At 64.5% G+C, this 20,142-nt stretch carries 18 protein-coding genes and 1 pseudogene; 4 read left to right on the top strand and 15 right to left on the bottom strand.

The window, feature by feature from the left end; all coding sequences use genetic code 11:
* The 10 genes from CG471_RS04555 to rpsB form a co-directional block, all read right to left on the bottom strand.
* Complete coding sequence (locus CG471_RS04555; protein WP_004211184.1) at positions 1-669, bottom strand: OmpH family outer membrane protein; 669 nt, start codon at positions 667-669, stop codon at positions 1-3.
* Positions 669-3,317, bottom strand: coding sequence for an outer membrane protein assembly factor BamA (gene bamA / locus CG471_RS04550; protein WP_099230843.1), 2,649 nt, complete (start codon positions 3,315-3,317; stop codon positions 669-671). Before bamA ends, CG471_RS04555 begins: the two co-directional genes overlap by 1 nt.
* Before the next feature lie 88 nt (positions 3,318-3,405).
* The gene (rseP, locus tag CG471_RS04545) at positions 3,406-4,539 is read right to left on the bottom strand and encodes an RIP metalloprotease RseP (RefSeq protein ID WP_099230841.1); all 1,134 of its coding nucleotides are present in this window, start codon (positions 4,537-4,539) and stop codon (positions 3,406-3,408) included.
* On the bottom strand, positions 4,536-5,693 hold the full coding sequence (locus CG471_RS04540; protein WP_099230839.1) for a 1-deoxy-D-xylulose-5-phosphate reductoisomerase: 1,158 nt from the start codon (positions 5,691-5,693) through the stop codon (positions 4,536-4,538). The genes rseP and CG471_RS04540 overlap by 4 nt, the downstream gene beginning before the upstream one ends.
* Positions 5,693-6,469 carry a phosphatidate cytidylyltransferase gene (locus tag CG471_RS04535; RefSeq protein ID WP_099230837.1) on the bottom strand — a complete coding sequence of 259 codons (777 nt, stop codon included), beginning with the start codon at positions 6,467-6,469 and terminating at the stop codon, positions 5,693-5,695. The genes CG471_RS04540 and CG471_RS04535 overlap by 1 nt, the downstream gene beginning before the upstream one ends.
* A gap of 5 nt (positions 6,470-6,474) precedes the next feature.
* Positions 6,475-7,215 carry an isoprenyl transferase gene (locus CG471_RS04530; RefSeq protein ID WP_010337468.1) on the bottom strand — a complete coding sequence of 247 codons (741 nt, stop codon included), beginning with the start codon at positions 7,213-7,215 and terminating at the stop codon, positions 6,475-6,477.
* Between the two features lie 43 nt (positions 7,216-7,258).
* Positions 7,259-7,816 (bottom strand): ribosome recycling factor, encoded by a 558-nt coding sequence (gene frr / locus CG471_RS04525; protein WP_004211176.1) that lies wholly within the window; start codon positions 7,814-7,816, stop codon positions 7,259-7,261.
* Between the two features lie 2 nt (positions 7,817-7,818).
* Positions 7,819-8,544 carry a UMP kinase gene (gene pyrH / locus CG471_RS04520; protein WP_004211175.1) on the bottom strand — a complete coding sequence of 242 codons (726 nt, stop codon included), beginning with the start codon at positions 8,542-8,544 and terminating at the stop codon, positions 7,819-7,821.
* A gap of 226 nt (positions 8,545-8,770) precedes the next feature.
* Entirely contained in the window at positions 8,771-9,697 is a 927-nt protein-coding gene (gene tsf, locus CG471_RS04515; RefSeq protein ID WP_010337470.1) for a translation elongation factor Ts, read from the bottom strand.
* A gap of 105 nt (positions 9,698-9,802) precedes the next feature.
* Positions 9,803-10,561 (bottom strand): 30S ribosomal protein S2, encoded by a 759-nt coding sequence (gene rpsB, locus CG471_RS04510; protein ID WP_010337471.1) that lies wholly within the window; start codon positions 10,559-10,561, stop codon positions 9,803-9,805.
* A gap of 257 nt (positions 10,562-10,818) precedes the next feature.
* Here rpsB and CG471_RS04505 point away from each other — a divergent pair, with 257 nt between their 5' ends.
* Positions 10,819-11,055 (top strand): hypothetical protein, encoded by a 237-nt coding sequence (locus tag CG471_RS04505; RefSeq protein ID WP_099230835.1) that lies wholly within the window; start codon positions 10,819-10,821, stop codon positions 11,053-11,055.
* Positions 11,056-11,069: 14 nt separating this feature from the next.
* Here CG471_RS04505 and CG471_RS04500 read toward each other — a convergent pair whose 3' ends face one another.
* Both CG471_RS04500 and CG471_RS04495 read right to left on the bottom strand, forming a co-directional pair.
* Positions 11,070-11,783 (bottom strand): phosphatidylcholine/phosphatidylserine synthase, encoded by a 714-nt coding sequence (locus CG471_RS04500; protein WP_051156968.1) that lies wholly within the window; start codon positions 11,781-11,783, stop codon positions 11,070-11,072.
* A 50-nt stretch (positions 11,784-11,833) separates the two neighbouring features.
* Positions 11,834-12,568, bottom strand: coding sequence for a phosphatidylserine decarboxylase (locus CG471_RS04495; protein WP_029547694.1), 735 nt, complete (start codon positions 12,566-12,568; stop codon positions 11,834-11,836).
* A gap of 203 nt (positions 12,569-12,771) precedes the next feature.
* On the opposite strand from CG471_RS04495, the gene CG471_RS04490 reads away from it, so the two are divergent.
* Both CG471_RS04490 and CG471_RS04485 read left to right on the top strand, forming a co-directional pair.
* Positions 12,772-13,992 (top strand): NADP-dependent isocitrate dehydrogenase, encoded by a 1,221-nt coding sequence (locus tag CG471_RS04490; protein ID WP_004211167.1) that lies wholly within the window; start codon positions 12,772-12,774, stop codon positions 13,990-13,992.
* A gap of 119 nt (positions 13,993-14,111) precedes the next feature.
* Positions 14,112-15,725, top strand: coding sequence for a bifunctional GNAT family N-acetyltransferase/carbon-nitrogen hydrolase family protein (locus tag CG471_RS04485; protein WP_017501588.1), 1,614 nt, complete (start codon positions 14,112-14,114; stop codon positions 15,723-15,725).
* A gap of 39 nt (positions 15,726-15,764) precedes the next feature.
* Here CG471_RS04485 and glmS read toward each other — a convergent pair whose 3' ends face one another.
* The 3 genes from glmS to glmU all read right to left on the bottom strand — a co-directional run bounded on the left by glmS (position 15,765) and on the right by glmU (position 19,857).
* Positions 15,765-17,588 carry a glutamine--fructose-6-phosphate transaminase (isomerizing) gene (gene glmS / locus CG471_RS04480; protein WP_004211165.1) on the bottom strand — a complete coding sequence of 608 codons (1,824 nt, stop codon included), beginning with the start codon at positions 17,586-17,588 and terminating at the stop codon, positions 15,765-15,767.
* Positions 17,589-17,704: 116 nt separating this feature from the next.
* Positions 17,705-18,568, bottom strand: a complete 864-nt coding sequence (locus CG471_RS04475; RefSeq protein WP_099230833.1) for a metallophosphoesterase — start codon at positions 18,566-18,568, stop codon at positions 17,705-17,707.
* Positions 18,565-19,857 carry a bifunctional UDP-N-acetylglucosamine diphosphorylase/glucosamine-1-phosphate N-acetyltransferase GlmU gene (gene glmU, locus CG471_RS04470; protein WP_257211423.1) on the bottom strand — a complete coding sequence of 431 codons (1,293 nt, stop codon included), beginning with the start codon at positions 19,855-19,857 and terminating at the stop codon, positions 18,565-18,567. The genes CG471_RS04475 and glmU overlap by 4 nt, the downstream gene beginning before the upstream one ends.
* Positions 19,858-19,966: 109 nt before the next feature.
* On the opposite strand from glmU, the pseudogene CG471_RS31135 reads away from it, so the two are divergent.
* Positions 19,967-20,142, top strand: a pseudogene (locus tag CG471_RS31135) (phosphoglycolate phosphatase); the annotation flags it as partial.

Here is a 20,142-nt window from a genome sequence, read left to right as displayed (position 1 = left end):
TCAGCGCGACTTGGGCGCCTGCGCCGGGTTGGCGGGGGCCGGAGCGGCAGCGGCCGGAGCCGCAGCCTGGCCCTGACGACCGCCCGGCTGCCAGCCGGCGGGCGGGGTGATGCCGACGCTGGGCACCAGCGTGTTGAGTTCGGTCACGACCGCGGCCGTGATGTCGACGGTCGGCTGATAGGACACGGTCGCGTCGGGCGACAGGACCAGGTCGACCTTCGCCTTGGTCATGGCGGCCTTCAGCGCGTCCGACAGCTTGGCGGTGATCTGTTCCTCGACATAGGCGTTGGCGAGCGCGATCGGCTGGCCCAGGCGCTGCAGTTCGGCCTGCGCGGTCTGCTGCGACTGCTGGAACTGCTGATACTGGGTTTCGATCGCCGGGGTCGGCTTGCCGCCGGCCGCCTTCAGCGCGGCCTGCAGGGCGTCGCCCTTGGTCTTGAGATCGGTGTCGATCGCGGTCTTGCGCGCGGTGAAGCTGTCGATCTGCGCCTTGTAGGTGGTCTGGATCTGGGTGCGGGCGGTCGAATAGGCCGCGCTAGTGGCAACCGCGCGCTGCAGATCGACGACGGCGATGCCCTGCTTCGACTGGGCAGCGGCGGGCGCAGCGGTCAGAGCGATGGCGGTGACAGGCGCGATACCGAGCGCCAGAGCCTTGATAAACGTCTTCATCAGAATTGAGTCCCTACGTTGAAGGTGATGAGTTTGTTGTCGTCCCCTGGTTCCTTGAGCAGGGCCTTGGCGATGTCGATGCGGAACGGCCCGAAGGGCGAGTTCCAGTTGACACCGAAGCCCACGGACAGACGCGGTTTCAGCGTGTTGCCCAGATATTCTTCTTCGAACATGCCACTCTTGGTGTCATAGCCCACCGGGCAGACCGGACTGGTGGCCGAACCGGTTGCCCTGACCGTGGACAGAGTTCCCGTCGAGTCCGAGCAATAGCCGGCGAAGCTGCCATTGCCATTCACCAGCCCCGGATTCTTGAGGCCAGCAACGGCGCCGACATCAGCGAAAATCGACGGGCGGAGGCCCATCTCACGGGCACCGGAACCCAGCGGGATCTCCATTTCGGCGCGCGCCATATAATAGACGCGGCCACCCAGGGCGTCATCCGACACATTGTTGTTGCCCGACTGGCGAACATAAGTGGTGTTGCCATCATCGTCAGTGGACGACGTCAGATAGTAGCGCTTGATGCGCGGGCCGACGCCGCGGATGTCGAAGCCGCGAATCTGGGGCTCACCCAGGAAGAATCGGTCGGTCAGGCGGATCGGATCGACTTCGGCACCGCTGGCGTCATAGCGGGTGCCCTGGAGACTGTGGATATAGCCGCCTTCCGCCGACAGCGAGAAGATGAAGCCGGCGCCCAGGCCCCAATATTTGGCGGCATTGGCGCGGGTGCGGATGTAGCGGACGTCGCCGCCCAGGCCGGCAAAGTCCTGGCTGAGCGTGACGGTCTGCCCACGGGTCGGACGGATGCGGTTGTCGCGGGTATCATAGATCAGCGAATAGCCGACGGAAGATGTGGTCCGCTTGCCGATCGCGTCGCAGAGATAACGGCCTGCAATCAGCGGGTCGCAGGCACCGTCGGTATAATAGGTGTCCTTGTCCAGCGTCACGTCGTCGAAGTTCAGCGTGTAGCGCAGCGCCAGCGACACATATTCGGTGATCGGCACGCCGGCGCGCAGCTGGAAGCCGGTCGTGGTCTGTTCATAGGTGGTGTCGCGGTCGTTATTGCTGAGATAACGGAAGCTGTTGAGGTCGCGGCGATAGATGTCGCCGCCCAGCGCGATATTCTTGTCCATGAAATAGGGCTCGGTGAAGCCCACTTCGACCGACTTGGAATAAGCCGAATAATTGACCGAGGTGCGCAGTTCCTGGCCCTTGCCGCGGAAGTTGCGCTGGGTGATCGACGCCGAGATGATGAAGCGTTCGAGCGAGGAATAGCCGGCCGAGAGCGAGAGTTCGCCGGTCGACTTTTCCTGAACGTTGGTTTCCAGCACGATGCGGTCGGGCGCGGAACCGGGCTTCTGCTCGATGTCAAGCTTCTCCTGGAAGAAGCCGAGCGAGTTGATGCGGTCCTTCGAGCGCTTGACGAGGAAGCTGTTGAAGGCGTCGCCTTCGGCCAGGCGGAACTCGCGGCGAACGACCTTGTCCTGGGTCAGCGTGTTTCCGTTGATGTCGACGCGCTCGACATAGACGCGCGGGGCGTTGGCGATGCGGAAGTTGATCCCCATCGTCAGGTCGTCCTTCGACCGGTTGAAGTCGGGTTCGACCTGGGCAAAAGCATAGCCGAACAGGCCGGCGGTTTCGCTCAGCGTGTCGACCGTGTCCTCGACCTGCTTGGCGTTGTACCAGTCGCCCTTCTTCATCGGCAGACGGCGGGTCAGCGCATCGCCCGACAGGTCGCGAATATCGGATTCGACCTTCACGTCGCCGAACTTGTAGCGATCCCCTTCCTCGACCACATAAGTGATGATGAAGTCCTGCTTGTCAGGCGTCAGTTCCGCGACGGCCGAGATCACGCGGAAATCGGCATAGCCTTCGGTCAGGTAGAATTGGCGCAGCTTCTGCTGGTCATAGGCCAGGCGATCCGGGTCATAGCTGGTGCCCGAGGAGAAGATGCGGAACCAGCGCGACTGCTTGGTCACCATCTGGCCGCGCAGTTCGCCGTCCTTGAACTTCTCGTTGCCGATGATGTTGATCTGGCGGACCTTGGACTTGGGCCCTTCCGAGATTTCGAACACGATGTCGACGCGGTTCTGGTCCAGCTGGACCATCTTGGGCTCGATCGTCGCGGCGAAGCGGCCCTGGCGGCGATACAGCTCGACGATGCGGGCGACGTCGGCGCGGACCTTGGAGCGGGTATAGATCTGGCGCGGCGCCAGTTTTATTTCGGGACGGATCTTGTCGTCCTTCAGGCGCTTATTACCTTCAAGGACGATACGGTTGATGACGGGGTTTTCCTTCACCTCGACGGTCAGCGCACCGCCATCATTGCGGATCTGGACGTCGGCGAAGAGTTCGGTCTCATACAGGTCGCGCAGCGCCTGATCGAGCGATTCCTGGCTGAAGGCCTGGCCCACGCGCAGCTTGGTGTAGGACATGACCGTGTCCTGCTCCAGACGCTGGGTGCCGGTCACGGTGATGCTGCGGATCGTGCCTTCGGGCGTATTGGCCGTGGACGCCGCGATCGGCGCAGCCGCCGGTGCTGCCGGGGCCGCATTCTGGGCCATCGCCGGCACGGCCGACAGGCCCGCAATCATCGTCGTGGCCAACAGGGCCGCGATGATCGGACGCTGGCCCTTGCTGCTGTTCATCGCTGTCACCCGCTCACCTCAAAAAAGTAAAAAACTGTTTCGCCAGAAATAGACGGCGCCGAACCGCGCCTTCCCTGCCCGATGCGGCTCAGCCGATCAAGCCGGACAGCCGCTCCCACAATCCGAAAGACGACAAATCGTTGAAGGTCACCAGCAACATGACCGTCATCAGCAGCGCCAGACCCGACCGATAGGCCCAATCCTGCACCTGCGGGCTCACCGGCCGCCGCTGCACTGCCTCCACCCCATAGAAAAGCAGATGACCGCCATCCAGCATGGGAATTGGCAAGAGGTTGATGAACCCCAAGTTAATCGAGATGAGGGCGATGAAGAAGATGAAGCTCTCCAGCCCCAGCGTCGCCGCCTGCCCCGATACCTGCGCGATCTTGAGCGGGCCGCCCAGTTCCTTGACCGATCGATCGCCGCCGATCACCTGCCCCAGCGTCTCCACCATGGTGCGGATGATCTGGCCGGTGCGCTCGATCGCCACCACGGGCGCGCGCAGCAGGCTGACCGGTTCGATCACCGGTTCGCCCGGCGCGATGCCCAGACGTCCGATGCGGAACTTGTTGCCGAAACCGTCATCTTCGCTGACCGCGCCGACATGGCCCTGCTTCTCGATCACCTGCCCCTTGCGGTCGAGCAGGATCGTCACCGGCTCACCGGGACGGATCTGGGCATAAAGGCGGATATCGTCGAAGGTGCTCATCGCCCGGCCATTGAGCGAGACGATGCGATCGCCGGGCTGGATACCGGCCATGGCAGCGGCGCTGCCGGGCTGGACCATGCCGGCGACCGCCGGCGTCCGGCTTTCGCCATGCAGGAAGGCGAAGGCAGCAAGGATCAGGATGGCGAAGAGGAAATTGATCGCCGGGCCGGCGGCGACGATCGCCGCGCGTTGCCACAGCGGCTTGGCCGGGAAGCTTTCGGCACGATCCTGCACCGACATTTCCAGCCATTTGGGATCGGTCTGGCTGGCCGCGTTCATGTCCCCCTTGAAGCGGACATAGCCGCCCAGCGGCAGCGCCGCGAGGCGCCAGCGGGTGCCGCGCTTGTCCACCCAGGCGGCGATTTCCGGGCCGAAGCCGATCGAAAAGGCCTCCGCCTTCACCCCGCACCAGCGTCCGACCAGATAATGACCCAGTTCATGCACGAAGACGAGCGGCCCGATGACCGCCACGAAAGCCAAGATGGTCAACAGGAAACCGGGATTGTGGATCAAACCGTCAATCTTTCCATCACATCACCCGCCATAACCCGTGCCGTTGCGTCGGCGTGCAGGACGTCGTCCATGCAGGCAGGCATCGGCGCGCTATAGCGATTGAGAACATCCTCCACAATCATGGCGATATCAAGGAAGCCGATGCGGCCGGCCAGAAAGGCCGCCACGGCGACCTCGTTGGCGGCGTTGAGGATGGCGGCCGATGCGTCGCCGGCCTGCGCCGCCGCGCGCGCCAGGCGCAGCGCGGGGAAACGCCGGTCGTCGGGCGCTTCGAAGTCCAGACGGCCGATCCGGGCCAGATCGAGCGGCTGGCAGGGCGTGGCGATCCGCGCCGGCCAGGCCAGCGCATGGGCGATCGGGATGCGCATGTCGGGCGAGCCGAGCTGTGCCAAAGTGGACCGGTCGCGATATTCGATCATCGAATGGATGACCGATTGCGGGTGGACCAATATCTCGATCCGGTCGAGCCCGACCGGAAAGAGATGGGCCGCCTCGATCAGTTCCAGCCCCTTGTTCATCATCGTCGCGCTATCGACGCTGATCTTCGCGCCCATCGACCAGTTGGGATGGGCCACCGCCTGCGCCGGGGTGATGGCGCGCATATCCTCATAGCCGAGCGTGCGGAACGGTCCGCCGCTCGCCGTCAGGATGATGCGGGCGACATCGTCCAGGCTGCTGCCGGCCAGGCACTGGAAGATCGCATTATGCTCGCTGTCCACCGGCAGCAGCGTCGCGCCCGATGCGGTCGCCGCCTGCATCATCAGCGCGCCGGCCGACACCAGCGACTCCTTGTTGGCAAGCGCCACCGTGCCGCCGGCCTGCAGTGCGGCGATGGTGGGCTTGAGGCCCGCGCAGCCGACGATCGCGGCCATGGTCCAGTCGGCACCCGCCGCTGCGGCATCGACCAGCGCGCCCTCGCCCGCCGCCGCCTCGACACCCGATCCGGCGAGCGCGTCCTTGAGCGCGCCATATTGGGCTTCGTCCGCGACCACGGCGATCTTCGCACCGACCGCGCGCGCGGCGGCGGCGAGGCCGGCGACATCGCGATTGGCGGTCAGGGCGATGACTTCATAGGCATCGGGTTCGCGCTGGATCAGGTCCAGCGTCGACATGCCGACTGATCCGGTGGCGCCGAAGACGGAAACGCTGCGCATCAGGCGCCCGCCAGGACCAGATAGAGCAAGGCGGCGAGCGGCGCGGCTGCCACCACGCCGTCGAGCCGGTCCATCACCCCGCCATGGCCGGGCAGGAGATTGCTGCTGTCCTTGACGCCGGCGCGGCGCTTCATCGCGCTTTCGAGCAGATCGCCAAGCTGCGCCGCCACGGCGAGCAGGCCGCTCGCCGCCGCCAGCTGGATCGGCAGGGCGGCAAAACGATAGAGAAGGAAGCCGGTGAGCAGGGCCGCCAGCACGCCACCACCCAGCCCCGACCAGGTCTTGGACGGGCTGACCCGCGGCGCCAGCTTGGGCCCGCCGATCGAGCGGCCAGCAAAATAGGCGCCGATATCGGTGGCCCAGACCAGGCCGAGCGCCCAGAAGGCCAGCAGCAGGCCATGGCTGTCGGGCGCCTGCCCGCGCAGGAACAGCAGCGCCATCACCGGCAGGCAGATATAGAGAATGCCGAGCGCCAGCTTGATCGCGCGGCTGGTGATCAGCACGAAGAAGAAGGACGCCATCATCAGGCCGAAACCGAGCCAGGACACGCCCGCCGCCACCGGGCAGAGGATCGCCAGCGGCACCGAAACGGCATACATCGCCATCTTGCGCTGATCGGACGAGGCGCCGGTCAGCATGCCCCATTCGCCCATCATCAGCACACCGGCGATCGACAGCAGCATCCAGAAGACGAAGCCGCCAAAGACCAGCGCGCCCACAGCCATGGCGATCAGGCCAAGGCCAACGATCGTGCGGGTCCGCAATTCACTCGACATGTTACTCACAGTCCGCCGAAACGGCGGTCCCTCATGCGGAAGGCGTCGAGCGCCTGCGCCAATGCCCGGCCATCGAAATCGGGCCAGAGCATATCGGTAAAATAGAGTTCGGCATAAGCCGCCTGCCACAGCATGAAATTGCTGAGCCGCTGTTCGCCCGAGGTACGGATCAGCAGGTCGAGCGGCGGCAGGTCCGCGGTGTAGAGTTCGGCATCGATCGCCTCGATACCGATATTCTCGGCCGACAATTCACCGCTCGCCACCCGCTGCGCCAGACGCTGCGCCGCGCGCACCATCTCGTCCTGCGCGCCATAGTTGAGCGCGATCGCGATCACCGGGCCAGTGTTGGCGGCGGTGCGCGCCATCGCGCTTTCGATCAGTTCGACCAGGCCAGGCTCGAGCGCCTTGTAGTTGCCGATCACCCGCAGCCGCACGCCATTGGCATGGAACTCGTCGATATCCGACTGGATGAAATGGCGCAGCAGCCCCATCAGGTCGGACACTTCGGTCGCCGGACGCTTCCAGTTCTCCGAAGAGAAAGCGTAAAGCGTCAGGCATTCAAGGCCCATATCCTGCGCCGCGCGGGCGACGCGGCGCACCGCCTCCACCCCGGCGCGATGGCCGGCGATGCGCGGCAACAGCCGCTTCTTCGCCCAGCGGCCATTGCCGTCCATGATGATGGCGACATGGCGCGCACCATGGGCAGGCGCAGCGCTGGTAAGATCGGGCTTGGCTTGTGTGGCCATCAGATAGGAATGCGTGCTTTGGCCGCGAAAGAAAAGCCCCGGCTTACTGGCCGAGGATTTCCTTTTCCTTGGCCGAAGCGGCCGCGTCGATATCCACGATGGTGGCGTCGGTCAGCTTCTGGACTTCGGTTTCCAGGCGCTTGCGCTCGTCTTCGCTGATCTCGCCCTTCTTCTCGTCGGTCTTCAGGCTGTCCATGCCGTCGCGACGGACGTTGCGGACGGCGACGCGCGCGCCTTCGGCATATTTGCTGGCGAGCTTGGCCAGTTCCTTGCGGCGTTCCTCGGTGAGGTCCGGGATCGGCAGGCGCAGCGTCTGGCCGTCGACGATCGGGTTGAGGCCCAGGCCCGCCGAGCGGATCGCCTTGTCGCAGGGGCCGACATTGGCCTTGTCCCACACCTGGACCGACAGCATGCGCGGCTCGGGCGCCGACACGGTGGCGACCTGGTTCAGCGGCATGTTGGCGCCATAGACGGTGACCATGACGGGATCGAGCAGCTGCACATTGGCGCGGCCGGTGCGCAGACCGGTGAGATCGCCCTTCAGCGCTTCGATTGCGCCGGCCATGCGGCGTTCGAGGTCGGACTTGTTATACTGGGCCATTATTAGCGCTCCTGATTTTGCACGATCGTCGCGGTGCCTTCACCCGCCAGCACCTTGGCCAGGTTGCCTTCCTCGCGGATGTTGAAGACGACGATGGGAATATGATTTTCACGGCACAGCGCGATCGCGCTGGCGTCCATGACCTTGAGATTGTCGGTCAGCACCTGGTCGAAGCTGATCGCCTCATAGCGGGTGGCGTCCGCCACCTTCTTGGGATCGGCATCATAGATGCCATCGACACTGGTGCCCTTGAACAGCGCGTCGCAGTTCATTTCCGCTGCGCGCAGGGCCGCCGTGGTATCGGTGGTAAAGAAGGGATTGCCGGTGCCCGCCGCGAAGATCACGATCCGGCCCTTCTCCATGTGGCGCACGGCCTTGCGACGGATATAGGGTTCGCACACCGACGCCATCGGAATGGCCGACTGAACGCGGGTGTCGCAGCCGATCTTTTCCAGCGCATTCTGCACCGCCAGCGCGTTCATCACGGTCGCCAGCATGCCCATATAGTCGGCGCTGGTGCGGTCGAAGCCCTTGGCCGCGCCGGCAAGGCCGCGGAAGATGTTGCCGCCACCCACGACCACGCACAGTTCGAAGCCCGCATCCTTCGCGGCGGCGATTTCGCCAGCGACGCGATCGACGGTCTCGGGATCGATGCCGAACTGGCCGGACCCCATCAGCACCTCGCCCGACAATTTCAGCAGGATGCGTTTGAAGGCTGGCCGGGTCATGTGGGGCAAGAATCCTTGATGGTTGGCAGGGGAAGCGGCCGGGACATTAGAGGCGGTAAAGCGCGATGCCAAGGGGCGTTTGTCGTGCGCTCCAGCCTCTTCATGGAGAAAGCGGCACCAATGGCGCCCGGCCCGACCGGCGCCGACCGCCGAACGCACCATGCTCTCATAGAAAAAGGGCGCCCCGCAGGACGCCCCTTCCCTTTGCTTGTCGCTCGATCGGCGATCAGGCGCCGGCGGCAGCAGCCACTTCGGCGGCGAAGTCGCTGACTTCCTTCTCGATGCCTTCACCCAGCTGGAAGCGGACATAGGACTTGAGCGAGATCGACTTGCCGGCATCCTTGGCCGCCTTGGCGACGACGTCGGCGATCGGGGTCTTGTTGTCCATCACGAACAGCTGCGAGAGCAGGGCCTGCTCCTTGGCGAACTTGGCGACCGCACCGTCGACCATCTTGGCGACGATTTCCGCGGGCTTGCCCGATTCGGCAGCCTTTTCAGCGGCGATCGCGCGCTCACGCTCCAGCAGGGCCGGATCGATGTCGTCAGCCGACAGGGCCAGCGGGAAGGCAGCGGCGATGTGCATGGCCAGCTGCTTGCCCAGCGGCTCCAGAACGTCCGCGGGGGCATCGCCTTCGAGCGCGACGAGCACGCCGATCTTGCCGAGGCCCGGCGCAGCGGCGTTGTGGACGTAGGGCACGACGACGCCTTCGGTCACTTCGACATGGGCGACGCGACGCAGATTCTGGTTTTCGCCGATGGTCGCGATGTTGGCGACCAGCTTTTCGGCGATGGTGCCGCCGGCGGGGTGCGGCTGGGCCGACAGGGCTTCGGCGTCAGCCGCGCCCGATTCCAGCGCAACGGTCGACACGGTGCGAACGAAGTCCTGGAACTGGTCGTTCTTGGCAACGAAGTCGGTTTCGCTGTTCACTTCGACGGCAACGCCCTTGGTGCCGGCAACGGCAACGCCGACCAGGCCTTCAGCAGCGGTGCGGCTCGACTTCTTCTGGGCAGCAGCCAGACCCTTGGCGCGCAGCCAGTCGGTCGCCGCTTCGATGTCGCCATTGGCTTCGGTGAGGGCCTTCTTGCAATCCATCATGCCCGCGCCCGAACGGTCGCGCAGTTCCTTGACGGCGGCAGCGGTAATCTCGGCCATGTTGAGGCTCCTAAATCAAAAGGGGTTTAATCAGATAAGCACTAGGGCGCGTTCCGTAATGGACCGCGCCCTAGCCTGTCATTCTTGCAGTTCGAAGACCGCGGATCAGGCCTGCGCGACGACCTCTTCGGCCTCGGGCTCGTCCAGAGCGCCCAGGTCGATGCCCGAAGCCTGCTGCGCACCACGGTTGCCCTTGGTGGCGGCAGCGGCGACGGCGTCGCAGTAGAGGCGGATGGCGCGGCTGGCGTCATCGTTCGCCGGAACCGGGAAGGCGATGCCGTCGGGCGAGACGTTCGAGTCGAGGATGGCGACAACCGGGATACCCAGGGTGTTGGCTTCCTTGATCGCCAGCTCTTCCTTGTTGGCGTCGATCACGAACATGACATCGGGGATGCCGTTCATGTCGCGAATGCCGCCCAGCGACAGTTCCAGCTTCTCGCGCTCGCGGGTCATCTGGAGGACTTCCTTCTTGGTGAAGCCGTGGGTATCGCCCGACAGCTTCTCTTCGAGGGTCTTCAGGCGCTTGATCGAGCCCGAAATGGTCTTCCAGTTGGTGAGCATGCCGCCCAGCCAGCGGTGGTTGACGAAGTGCTGACCCGACTTGCGGGCGGCTTCGGCGATCGGATCCTGGGCCTGGCGCTTGGTGCCGACGAACAGAACCTTGCCGCCGCCGGCGACGGTGGCCGACACGAAGTCGAGGGCGCGCGCGAAGAGCGGCACGGTCTGCGACAGGTCAAGGATGTGGATGCCGTTGCGGTCGCCGAAGATGTACGGCTTCATCCGCGGGTTCCAGCGGTGGGTCTGGTGGCCGAAGTGGGCGCCAGCCTCGATCAATTGCTGCATGGTGACGACGGGGGTCGCCATAATCATTTCTCCTTCCGGTTGCTACCTCTGGGAATCAGGAACCTTGGATGGTCTCAAAGACCCGTCCGGCACCGGATATGTCGATTCCCATGTGGAATGGGCGCGCCTTTAACGCCCAAAACCCCGTTGCGCAAGGGGTTGACTCGCTCTCAATATGAGAACATAAAGTGAACAGATGGAACAAACAGTCTAAACGCCCGTTTGCACCGACATAGTGAGCCTAAGCGTGCAAATGGCAAGATAGAAAGTCAGCGGCCATGTTCACCATTGTTGCAGCGACCATTTTCTCCGCCGCCTTCCTGCTGGCGGTCGGCACCATTGCCTGGATGTTTGCGCTCTATCATCAGAAGATGGCGGCAGCCCTGCTGTTCGAGCCGATTCCCCAGACCTCGCCGGTCTATCATATCCGCATCACGCGGAACCGCGTGCGCCAGCCGGCTCGCGCCGCGACCCTGTCCGCCCCCGCCCTGCCCGGCAGCGCCCTCGCTGCCTGAACAGGGCATAAGGCTCAGCCAACAGGCTGCTTGCGCACCTTGGCGTAGGACAGGATGCCGAACGGGATCAGCAGCACATAGACGCCGCAGATCAGCAGCAGGGTAAGCCAGGGCTGGGTCGCCAGCGCCGCCGCCAACAGGCCGACAAAGGCGATGAGTTCCAGCCGGATGCGTTTGCGCAACCGCAGCGCCGACCAGCTATAGGTGGCGATGCTGGAGATCATCAGGAAGGCCACGAACGCGGTCCAGGGCGCGACCACATACCAGGCGCGGAAGATTTCCTCGCCCGTCACCATCCACAGATAGAGCGGCACGAAGGTGAGGCCAGCGCCGGCCGGCGCCGGCACGCCGGTCAGGAAGCCGGCGGATTTGTGCGGCTGTTCCTCGACATCGATATTGGCGTTGAAGCGCGCCAGGCGCAGTGCGCAGGACAGCGCATGGGCCAGCGCGAAGATCCAGCCGAATTTCGGCATGGCATGCAGCGACCAGAGATAGAGGATCAGCGCAGGGGCGACACCGAAGGCGATCGAATCGGACAGCGAATCCAGTTCGGCGCCAAAGCGGCTCTCGCCCCGCAGCATCCGGGCGATCCGGCCGTCCAGTCCGTCGAGCACGCCGGCGAACAGGATGGACAATACCGCCCGCTCCCACTCGCCCGAAATGCCGTAGCGCACGCCGGTAAGGCCGAAGCACAGCGCCATCGCCGTCACCGCATTGGGTGCCAGCATGCGCAGCGTGATGCCGCGCCGCAGCCCGCGCGGAACGGCGCGACGCTGCCTCACTGCTGGATGCCCGCGATCACGCGGCGATCGCCGATCTGGCCCAGGATAGTCTCGCCCGCAACGGTGCGCTGGCCCAGGATCACGCGCGGCGCGGTGCCGGCGGGCAGATAGACATCGACCCGGCTGCCAAAGCGGATGAGGCCGATGCGCTGGCCGGCGGCGACCATGTCGCCCGGCTTGACGAAGGGTACGATGCGGCGCGCGACAAGGCCGGCAATCTGGGTGAAGCCGACGCGCAGGCCGTCATGGCGCTCGACCAGGATATGCTGGCGCTCATTATCCTCGCTCGCCTTGTCGAGATCGGCGTTGAGGAACTTGCCGGAAATATAGGTGACGGCCTTCACCGTGCCGCCGATCGGGGTGCGGTTGATATGGACGTCGAACACGCTCATGAAGATCGACACGCGGATCAGCGGCTGATCGCCCAGACCATCGGGCCCGGCCATCTCGCGCGGCGGCGGCACGCGCTGGATCAGCGTCACCAGGCCATCCGCCGGGGCGATGATCGCGCCTTCATCCTGCGGCACGGCGCGGATCGGATCGCGGAAGAAGGCCAGCACCCAGATGGTGACCATCAGCATCAGCCAGCCGATGATTTCCCAGCCCATCACGAAGAACAGGCCGGTGATCGCAGCCGCGATCGCGCCGAACTTCACCCCTTCGGGATGGACCGAGGGGAAGCGCCATTTGACATTGCCGCCTGCGGCAATCGTGATCTCGTCATTTTCCATGGGCATGTCTTTAGGGGGAGACATTGATCCTGACAACGACGATCCCCGTCCTTGGCTCCCGGCATGAACGCGCATCGCACAACAGTCTTGCGCATGCATCGCATGATCGGCCGGAAATCCGGCGCTGGACGGTTGAACATTGGCGGCGCAGGCCGTAGGGCGTCCCCATAATTCCACCCAAGAGAAGAAGGCGAATAGGCGCTATGGCGAAGATCAAGGTGAAAAACCCCGTCGTGGAAATCGACGGCGACGAAATGACCCGCATCATCTGGGAATGGATCCGTGAGCGCCTCATTCTCCCCTATCTCGACGTCGACCTGAAATATTATGACCTGTCGGTCGAGAAGCGCGACGAGACCAGCGACCAGATCACGATCGACGCGGCCAACGCGATCAAGGAATATGGCGTCGGCGTGAAGTGCGCCACCATCACCCCGGACGAAGCGCGCGTCGAGGAATTCGGCCTCAAGAAGATGTGGAAGTCGCCCAACGGCACCATCCGCAACATCCTGGGCGGCGTCGTGTTCCGCGAACCGATCGTCATCAAGAATGTCCCCCGCCTGGTTCCGGGCTGGACCGACCCGATCGTCGTCGGCCGTCACGCCTTTGGCGACCAGTATAAGGCCACCGATTTCAAGGTGCCCGGCGCCGGCACGCTGACCATGAAGTGGGTCGGCACCAATGGCGAGGAACTCGAATATGAAGTGTTCGAATTCCCCAGCGCCGGCGTTGCCATGGGCATGTACAATCTCGACGAATCGATCCGCGATTTCGCCAAGGCCAGCTTCAACTATGGCCTGAACCGCGGCTGGCCCGTCTATCTGTCGACCAAGAACACCATCCTCAAGGCCTATGACGGCCGCTTCAAGGATCTGTTCCAGGAAGTGTTCGACGCCGAATTCGCCGACAAGTTCAAGGCGGCCGGCATCGTCTACGAACACCGCCTGATCGACGACATGGTCGCTTCGGCGCTGAAGTGGAGCGGCAAGTTCGTCTGGGCCTGCAAGAATTATGACGGCGACGTCCAGTCGGACACCGTGGCCCAGGGCTTCGGCTCGCTCGGCCTGATGACCTCCGTCCTGCTGTCGCCCGACGGCAAGACCGTGGAAGCCGAAGCCGCGCACGGCACCGTCACCCGTCACTATCGCCAGCACCAGCAGGGCAAGGCGACCTCGACCAACCCGATCGCCTCGATCTTCGCCTGGACCCAGGGCCTGTCGTTCCGCGGCAAGTTCGACGACACGCCGGACGTCGTGAAGTTCGCCGAGACGCTGGAGCAGGTCTGCATCAAGACCGTCGAAGGCGGCGCGATGACCAAGGATCTGGCCCTGCTGATCGGCCCGGATCAGGCCTGGATGACCACGGAGCAGTTCTTCGAGGCGATCCGCGTCAATCTGGAAGCCGAAATGGCCAAGTGGGCCTGATAAAGGCTTTTTACCGGAACTGATCGCTTCCTGAAGCTTTCAATACGGAAACGGAACGAGGCGGCGCCGCATCCCGGCGCCGCCTTTTCCTTTTCGGATTGATGCGACGGGAGCAAAGAATGACCACGACAGCCAAGAAGCGCCTGGAAGTCCGGGCGGCGGTGCCCGGCGATGTGCGCGGCATCCAGCGGCTGATCGCCCGCGCCTATCCCGGCATGCCCAATTATTCGCTGGCCACCATCCGCGGCCAGATCAACAATTTCCCCAATGGCTGCTTCGTCGCCCTCTATGACAGCAAGGTCGTGGGCTATTGCGCCACCATGCGCGTCAGCAAGGCGATGGCCTTTTCCCATCATGACTGGGAGGAGATCACCGCCAACGGTTTCGGCACCCGCCACAGCGCGGCGGGCGAATGGCTTTATGGCTATGAAATGGCGGTCGATCCCAAGCTGCGCGGCCTGCGCATCGGCCAGCGTCTCTATGACGAACGCAAGGAACTGGCCGAGGAACTCGACCTGCACGGCATCGTCATTGCGGGCCGCATGCCCGGCTATGCCCGCGCCAAGCGCCGCGCCGGCAGCGCAGCCGACTATCTGGAAAAGGTGGTCAGCGGCAAGCTGCGCGACCAGGTCATCAGCTTCCAGTTGAAGAACCAGTTCGAGCCGCTGGGCGTGCTCGAAAATTACCTGCCCGAAGACAAGCAGTCGGACGGACATGCCGCGCATCTGGTCTGGCGCAACCCCTATGTCGACCCGGACGAAGCGCCGGAAATGCGGGTGCCGCGCGGCGTCGAAAGCGTCCGCCTCGCCACCTGTCAGCTTCAGGCGCGCGCGGTGAAGGATTTCGACGAGTTCGTCCGCAACATCGAATATTTCGTCGATGTGGCGGCCGATTACCGATCGGACTTCATCGTCTTCCCCGAGCTGTTCACCCTGCCCCTGCTCTCCTTCGAAACCAAGAAACTGTCGCCGATCGAAGCGATCGACAAGCTGACCGGCTATACCCCGCGCCTGACCAAGGAACTGACGCGGATGGCGCTGGAATATAATATCAACATCATCGGCGGATCGCACCCGACCCGCGCCGATGATGGCGACATCCAGAATATCGCCTATGTCGCGCTGCGCGACGGATCGGTCCACACCCAGGAGAAGATCCACCCGACCCCCAACGAGGCCTTCTGGTGGAACATCAAGGGCGGCGACGCGCTCGACGTGATCCAGACCGACTGCGGCCCGATCGGCGTGCTGATCTGCTATGACAGCGAATTTCCCGAACTGGCCCGGCGCCTGGTCGATCAGGGCGCGCGCATCATCTTCGTCCCCTTCTGCACCGACTCGCGCCTGGGTTATATGCGCGTGCGCTATTGCGCGCAGGCCCGCGCGATCGAGAATCAATGCTATGTCGTGATGTCGGGCAATGTCGGCAATCTGCCGAACGTCGACAATATGGACATCCAATATGCCCAGAGCGCGATCCTGACGCCGTGCGACCTGCCCTTCGCCCGCGACGGCATCGCGGCCGAGGCAAGCGAGAATGTCGAGACGCTGACCATGGCGGACGTGAATCTGGCCGACCTCAGCTGGGCGCGCGCCGAAGGCACGGTCCGCAACCTGCGCGACCGCCGCTTCGACCTCTATCATATCGATTGGGACAGCAATCCCGACCACAGCCACGCGCCAAGCGGCGGCCCGGTGCCGGCCGGTGGCCATAATTCACCGGGTGGTGGCTGACCCTATCCCTCGGATCGGCCGCCGCTGCGTGGCTGCCGATTATTCGACGGTGACGCTCTTTGCCAGATTGCGCGGCTGATCGACGTCGGTGCCCTTCAGCACGGCGACATGATAGGCGAGCAGTTGCACCGGCACGGCATAGACCATCGGTGCGATCAGCGGGTGGACCTTGGGCATGGTGATGGTGGCGAGGCACCCCTCGCCTGCCGCCTGCACCCCGTCATAGTCGGAGATCAGGACCACCTTGCCGCCGCGCGCCTGCACCTCCTGCATGTTGCTGACGGTCTTTTCGAACAAGGGCCCACTGGGCGCGATGCAGATCACCGGCACCAGTTCGTCGATCAGCGCGATCGGGCCATGCTTCATCTCGCCGGCGGCATAGCCCTCGGCATGGATATAGCTGATTTCCTTGAGCTTGAGCGCGCCTTCGAGCGCCAGCGGATAGTCGGTGCCGCGGCCGAGATACAGGACATCGCGGGCCGGCACGATATGATGGGCCATCGCCTCGATCGCCTCGTCATAGGCGAGCGCGCCGTTGATCGCGGCGGGCGCTTCGGCGAGATGGCGAACGATTTCCTTCTCATCCTTGGCGCTGAGCTTGCCCTTGGCCCGCGCCAGATTGGCGGCGAAGGCGGCGAGCACGGCGAGCTGGCAGGTGAACGCCTTGGTCGAGGCGACGCCGATTTCCGGGCCGGCATGGGTCGGCAGCAGCAGGTCGGCCTCGCGCGCCATGCTGCTGGTCGGCACATTGACGACGACAGCGATCTTCTGCCCCTGGGCACGGGCATAGCGTAGCGCGGCGAGCGTGTCGGCGGTTTCGCCCGACTGGCTGATGAACAGGGCCAGGCCGCCCTCCTCCATCACCGGCTCGCGGTAGCGGAACTCGGAGGCGAAATCCAAATCGACCGGCACGCGGGCGAACTGTTCGAACCAGTAGCGCGCGACCATGCCGGCATAGAAGCTGGTGCCGCAGGCGACGATGGTGACGCGGCGGATGGTCGACAGGTCGAAATCCGGGATCGGCAGCGACACGCGGTCGTCCATCCGCTGCAGATAGGCCTTGAGCGTCTGGGCCACGACGACCGGCTGCTCATAGATTTCCTTCTGCATGAAATGGCGATGATTGCCCTTGTCGATCATCGCGCCGGACACGCCGGAAATGGTGACCGGACGCTCGACCGGGTTGTTGTCCTTGTCGAAAATCTCGGCGCCATCCTTGGTGATGACGACCCAGTCACCTTCGTCCAGATAGGCGATACGCTGGGTCAGCGGCGCCAGTGCCAGCGCGTCGGAGCCGAGGAAGGTCTCGCCATCGCCATAGCCCACGACCAGCGGCGAGCCGAGGCGCGCGCCGATCAGCATGTCGGGATGGCTCTTGAACAGGATGGCGAGCGCGAATGCGCCGTGCAGGCGCGGCAGCACCTGGGCCACGGCCTCCTTCGGCGCCACGCCCTGCTCCACCAGTTCGCTCACCAGATGGGCGACCACTTCGGTGTCGGTCTGGCTGTCGAAGGTGCGGCCGCGGGCAATCAGTTCGTCGCGCAGCGGCTTGAAATTCTCGATAATGCCATTGTGGACCAGCGCCACTTCGCCGGTCGCATGGGGGTGCGCGTTGCTGGTGGTCGGCGCGCCATGGGTCGCCCAGCGGGTATGGGCGATGCCGGTGGTGCCGGCCAGCGGCGACTGGCCAAGTTCCTTGACCAGATTGTTGAGCTTGCCCTCGGCCCGGCGGCGATCGATCCGACCATCATGCACGGTGGCGACGCCGGCACTGTCATAGCCGCGATATTCCAGCCGCTTGAGGCCATCGACCAGCCGCTCCGCGACCTGATCCTTACCAATAATTCCGATGATACCGCACATGGTGGAAAGCCCCGCCGAACCAGATTAGTCAGATAGCGTCCATATAGGACAGCTTTGTCGCCATGCCATTAATGCCGGTCGGGCGACAGCGCCATGGCTGAGCCATGAAAAGAATGTCATCGTGGCCGGATGGTGACCAGCCAGATGTCGGGCTGCGCCAGCATGCGGAAAGGCAGGCCACTGGTGCCCACGCCTCCGGACACGATCATCGCCTTCCTGCCATCCTGATAGCGGCCGCAGGCATAGCGGGTGCCATAGCGGGAGGGCACGTAGACGATCCCGGCAAAGGGCAGTGCCACCTGTCCACAATGGGTATGGCCGACCAAAGTCAGTGACGGCGCATCGGGCAGCAACGGGAAGACGTCCGGCCCGTGCGACAGGATGACCGGTGCGCCACCAATGTCCGCCATCGCCTTCAGCGTATCGGGTATGTCGGGTTTGCGGGTATAGATGTCTTTCAACCCGCCGATCGCCAGCGGCCCGCGCCGCACCGCGCCATCCTGTACCAGGGTGATGCCCAGATCGGCAAAGGCGCGCTGCCAGTCATCGGCGCTCAGCGCCACCCGGTTCTTCCTGCTGCGACTGTCATGATTGCCCAGCACCGCGACCACGCCCATCGGCGCGCGCAGCCCGGCAAAGGGCGCGATCGCGTGGCGCGCATCATAGGTCGCGCCCCATTTATTGTCGCCGATATAGTCGCCGCCCAGCAGGATGATGTCCGGCTTGAGGCCGTTGATCCAGGCCACGATCCGCGCCATCCGCGCCGGGCTGTTGTCCGGCCCGGACAGATGGGTGTCCGTCAGCAGCGCGACCTTGATCGGCTGCTTCGACGTACCTGCCGGGAAAGGCAGCACGACATCGGCGCGTCGCACGACCGGCATGGCGCGCGCATTTATCAACAGCCAGAGCGGCCCTGCTACCGCGACCAGCAACAGGAACAACAGGGCGGAAAGAAACGGCCTGCGCCGGATGAAATTCAAGCCTTCGCCTTCCGCTCGCGCATGCGGGTGCGGAACGCCGCTGCCCAGCCCGGCTTGCTTTCCTGCTGCGGGCGGACGAGGCACAGCGCGTCGGCCGGAACCGGCTTGGTCACGACGCTGCCCGCCGCGACGATCGCGCCATCGCCGATCGTCGCCGGCGCGACCAGCGCGCTGTTGGAGCCGATGAAGGCACCGGCACCGATCTGCGTCTTATACTTGAAGAAGCCGTCATAATTGCAGGTGATCGTGCCCGCGCCGATATTGGCCGCCGCGCCGACGCTGGCGTCGCCGATATAGGACAAGTGATTGACCTTCGCCCCTTCGTCGAGGCGCGCCTTCTTGATCTCGACGAAATTGCCGACCTTCGCCTTGAGACCGATGTCAGCGCCGGGGCGCAGCCGGGCATAGGGGCCGATGTCGGCGCCGCTGGCGATGGTCGCGCCTTCCAGATGGGAGAAGGCGTGGATGACGACATTGTCGGCGATGGTGACACCCGGACCGAAGACGACATTGGGTTCGACCGTCACGTCCCGACCCAGCACCGTGTCGTGCGAGAAGAAGACGGTCTGCGGCGCGACCAGGGTCACGCCCTCGCGCATCGCCTCGGCCCGGCGGCGATCCTGCCACACGGCTTCGACGCCAGCCAGTTCGGCGCGGCTGTTGACGCCGGCCACTTCCCACGCTTCGGTCTCGATCACGGCGCTGTTCGCGCCCGGCAGCATGATGATGTCGGGCAGATAATATTCGCCGGCCGCATTGTTGTTGCCGATCTGGTCGAGCAGCACGAACAGGTCGCTCGCCCGCACCGCCATCAGGCCACTGTTGCACAGGGTGACGGCGCGCTCGGCCTCGCTCGCATCCTTAAACTCGACCATCTTCTCGATGATGCCCTGGCCATCAGCGATGATCCGGCCATAGGCAGCGGCGTCCTCCGGGCGGAAGCCCAGCACCACCGCGCGCGGCTCGTCACCCCGGCTCAGTCGATCGAGCATCGCCTTCATCGTCGCGCTGCTGACCAGCGGCACGTCGCCATAGAGGATCAGCACGTCGCCGGCGAACCCCGCCAGCGCATCATGCGCCTGCGCCACGGCATGACCGGTGCCAAGCTGCTGTTCCTGCACGGCGATCGCGACGCCGCTGCCCTCGACCGCCTTTTCGACCTGCTCGCGGCCGGCGCCGACCACGACCACCTGCCGTTCGGGCAGCAGGTCCGCGACGCTGGCAAGCAGATGCAGCAGCATCGGCCGCCCGGCGATCGGGTGCAGCACCTTGTGCGTGCCGGACTTCATCCGGGTGCCCTGCCCGGCGGCAAGGATGACGACAGCTAAGGGGCGAGGTGCGGTCACGGCGAGCGCGTCCTTTTCGTTCAAGTGGTCTGGAATATCACGGCTCTCTGCCATGTTTGCCTTGCCATTGCCACCGCCGACGCGGCATGGCGATGCCATGGCACGCTTATCCTTCGACATTGTCGGCTTCGACCTCGACGGCACCCTGCTCGACACCAGCGGCGATCTGGCCGCGGCGGTCAATTATGCGATCGGCACGATCGGCCGAGCCCCCTTCCCGGTCGATTC

The organism is Sphingobium sp. IP1 (assembly GCF_002708645.1).
Taxonomy (GTDB): Bacteria; Pseudomonadota; Alphaproteobacteria; order Sphingomonadales; family Sphingomonadaceae; genus Sphingobium; species Sphingobium yanoikuyae.
Note: the sequence above shows the minus strand (reverse complement) of the source record. Positions and strands in the feature narration are given on the sequence as shown.

Bases quoted from the DNA above. Each gene is read 5' to 3' on its own strand.
- rpsB (WP_010337471.1), bottom strand. From the start codon at position 10,561: ATGGCGACCCCCGTCGTCACCATGCAGCAATTGATCGAGGCTGGCGCC.
- bamA (WP_099230843.1), bottom strand. From the start codon at position 3,317: ATGAACAGCAGCAAGGGCCAGCGTCCGATCATCGCGGCCCTGTTGGCC.
- glmS (WP_004211165.1), bottom strand. From the start codon at position 17,588: ATGTGCGGTATCATCGGAATTATTGGTAAGGATCAGGTCGCGGAGCGG.
- CG471_RS04530 (WP_010337468.1), bottom strand. From the start codon at position 7,215: ATGGCCACACAAGCCAAGCCCGATCTTACCAGCGCTGCGCCTGCCCAT.
- CG471_RS04490 (WP_004211167.1), top strand. From the start codon at position 12,772: ATGGCGAAGATCAAGGTGAAAAACCCCGTCGTGGAAATCGACGGCGAC.
- CG471_RS04540 (WP_099230839.1), bottom strand. From the start codon at position 5,693: ATGCGCAGCGTTTCCGTCTTCGGCGCCACCGGATCAGTCGGCATGTCG.
- tsf (WP_010337470.1), bottom strand. From the start codon at position 9,697: ATGGCCGAGATTACCGCTGCCGCCGTCAAGGAACTGCGCGACCGTTCG.
- glmU (WP_257211423.1), bottom strand. From the start codon at position 19,857: ATGAAGTCCGGCACGCACAAGGTGCTGCACCCGATCGCCGGGCGGCCG.
- CG471_RS04505 (WP_099230835.1), top strand. From the start codon at position 10,819: ATGTTCACCATTGTTGCAGCGACCATTTTCTCCGCCGCCTTCCTGCTG.
- pyrH (WP_004211175.1), bottom strand. From the start codon at position 8,544: ATGACCCGGCCAGCCTTCAAACGCATCCTGCTGAAATTGTCGGGCGAG.
- CG471_RS04555 (WP_004211184.1), bottom strand. From the start codon at position 669: ATGAAGACGTTTATCAAGGCTCTGGCGCTCGGTATCGCGCCTGTCACC.
- CG471_RS04500 (WP_051156968.1), bottom strand. From the start codon at position 11,783: ATGCTGGCACCCAATGCGGTGACGGCGATGGCGCTGTGCTTCGGCCTT.
- CG471_RS04535 (WP_099230837.1), bottom strand. From the start codon at position 6,469: ATGTCGAGTGAATTGCGGACCCGCACGATCGTTGGCCTTGGCCTGATC.
- frr (WP_004211176.1), bottom strand. From the start codon at position 7,816: ATGGCCCAGTATAACAAGTCCGACCTCGAACGCCGCATGGCCGGCGCA.
- CG471_RS04485 (WP_017501588.1), top strand. From the start codon at position 14,112: ATGACCACGACAGCCAAGAAGCGCCTGGAAGTCCGGGCGGCGGTGCCC.
- CG471_RS04495 (WP_029547694.1), bottom strand. From the start codon at position 12,568: ATGGAAAATGACGAGATCACGATTGCCGCAGGCGGCAATGTCAAATGG.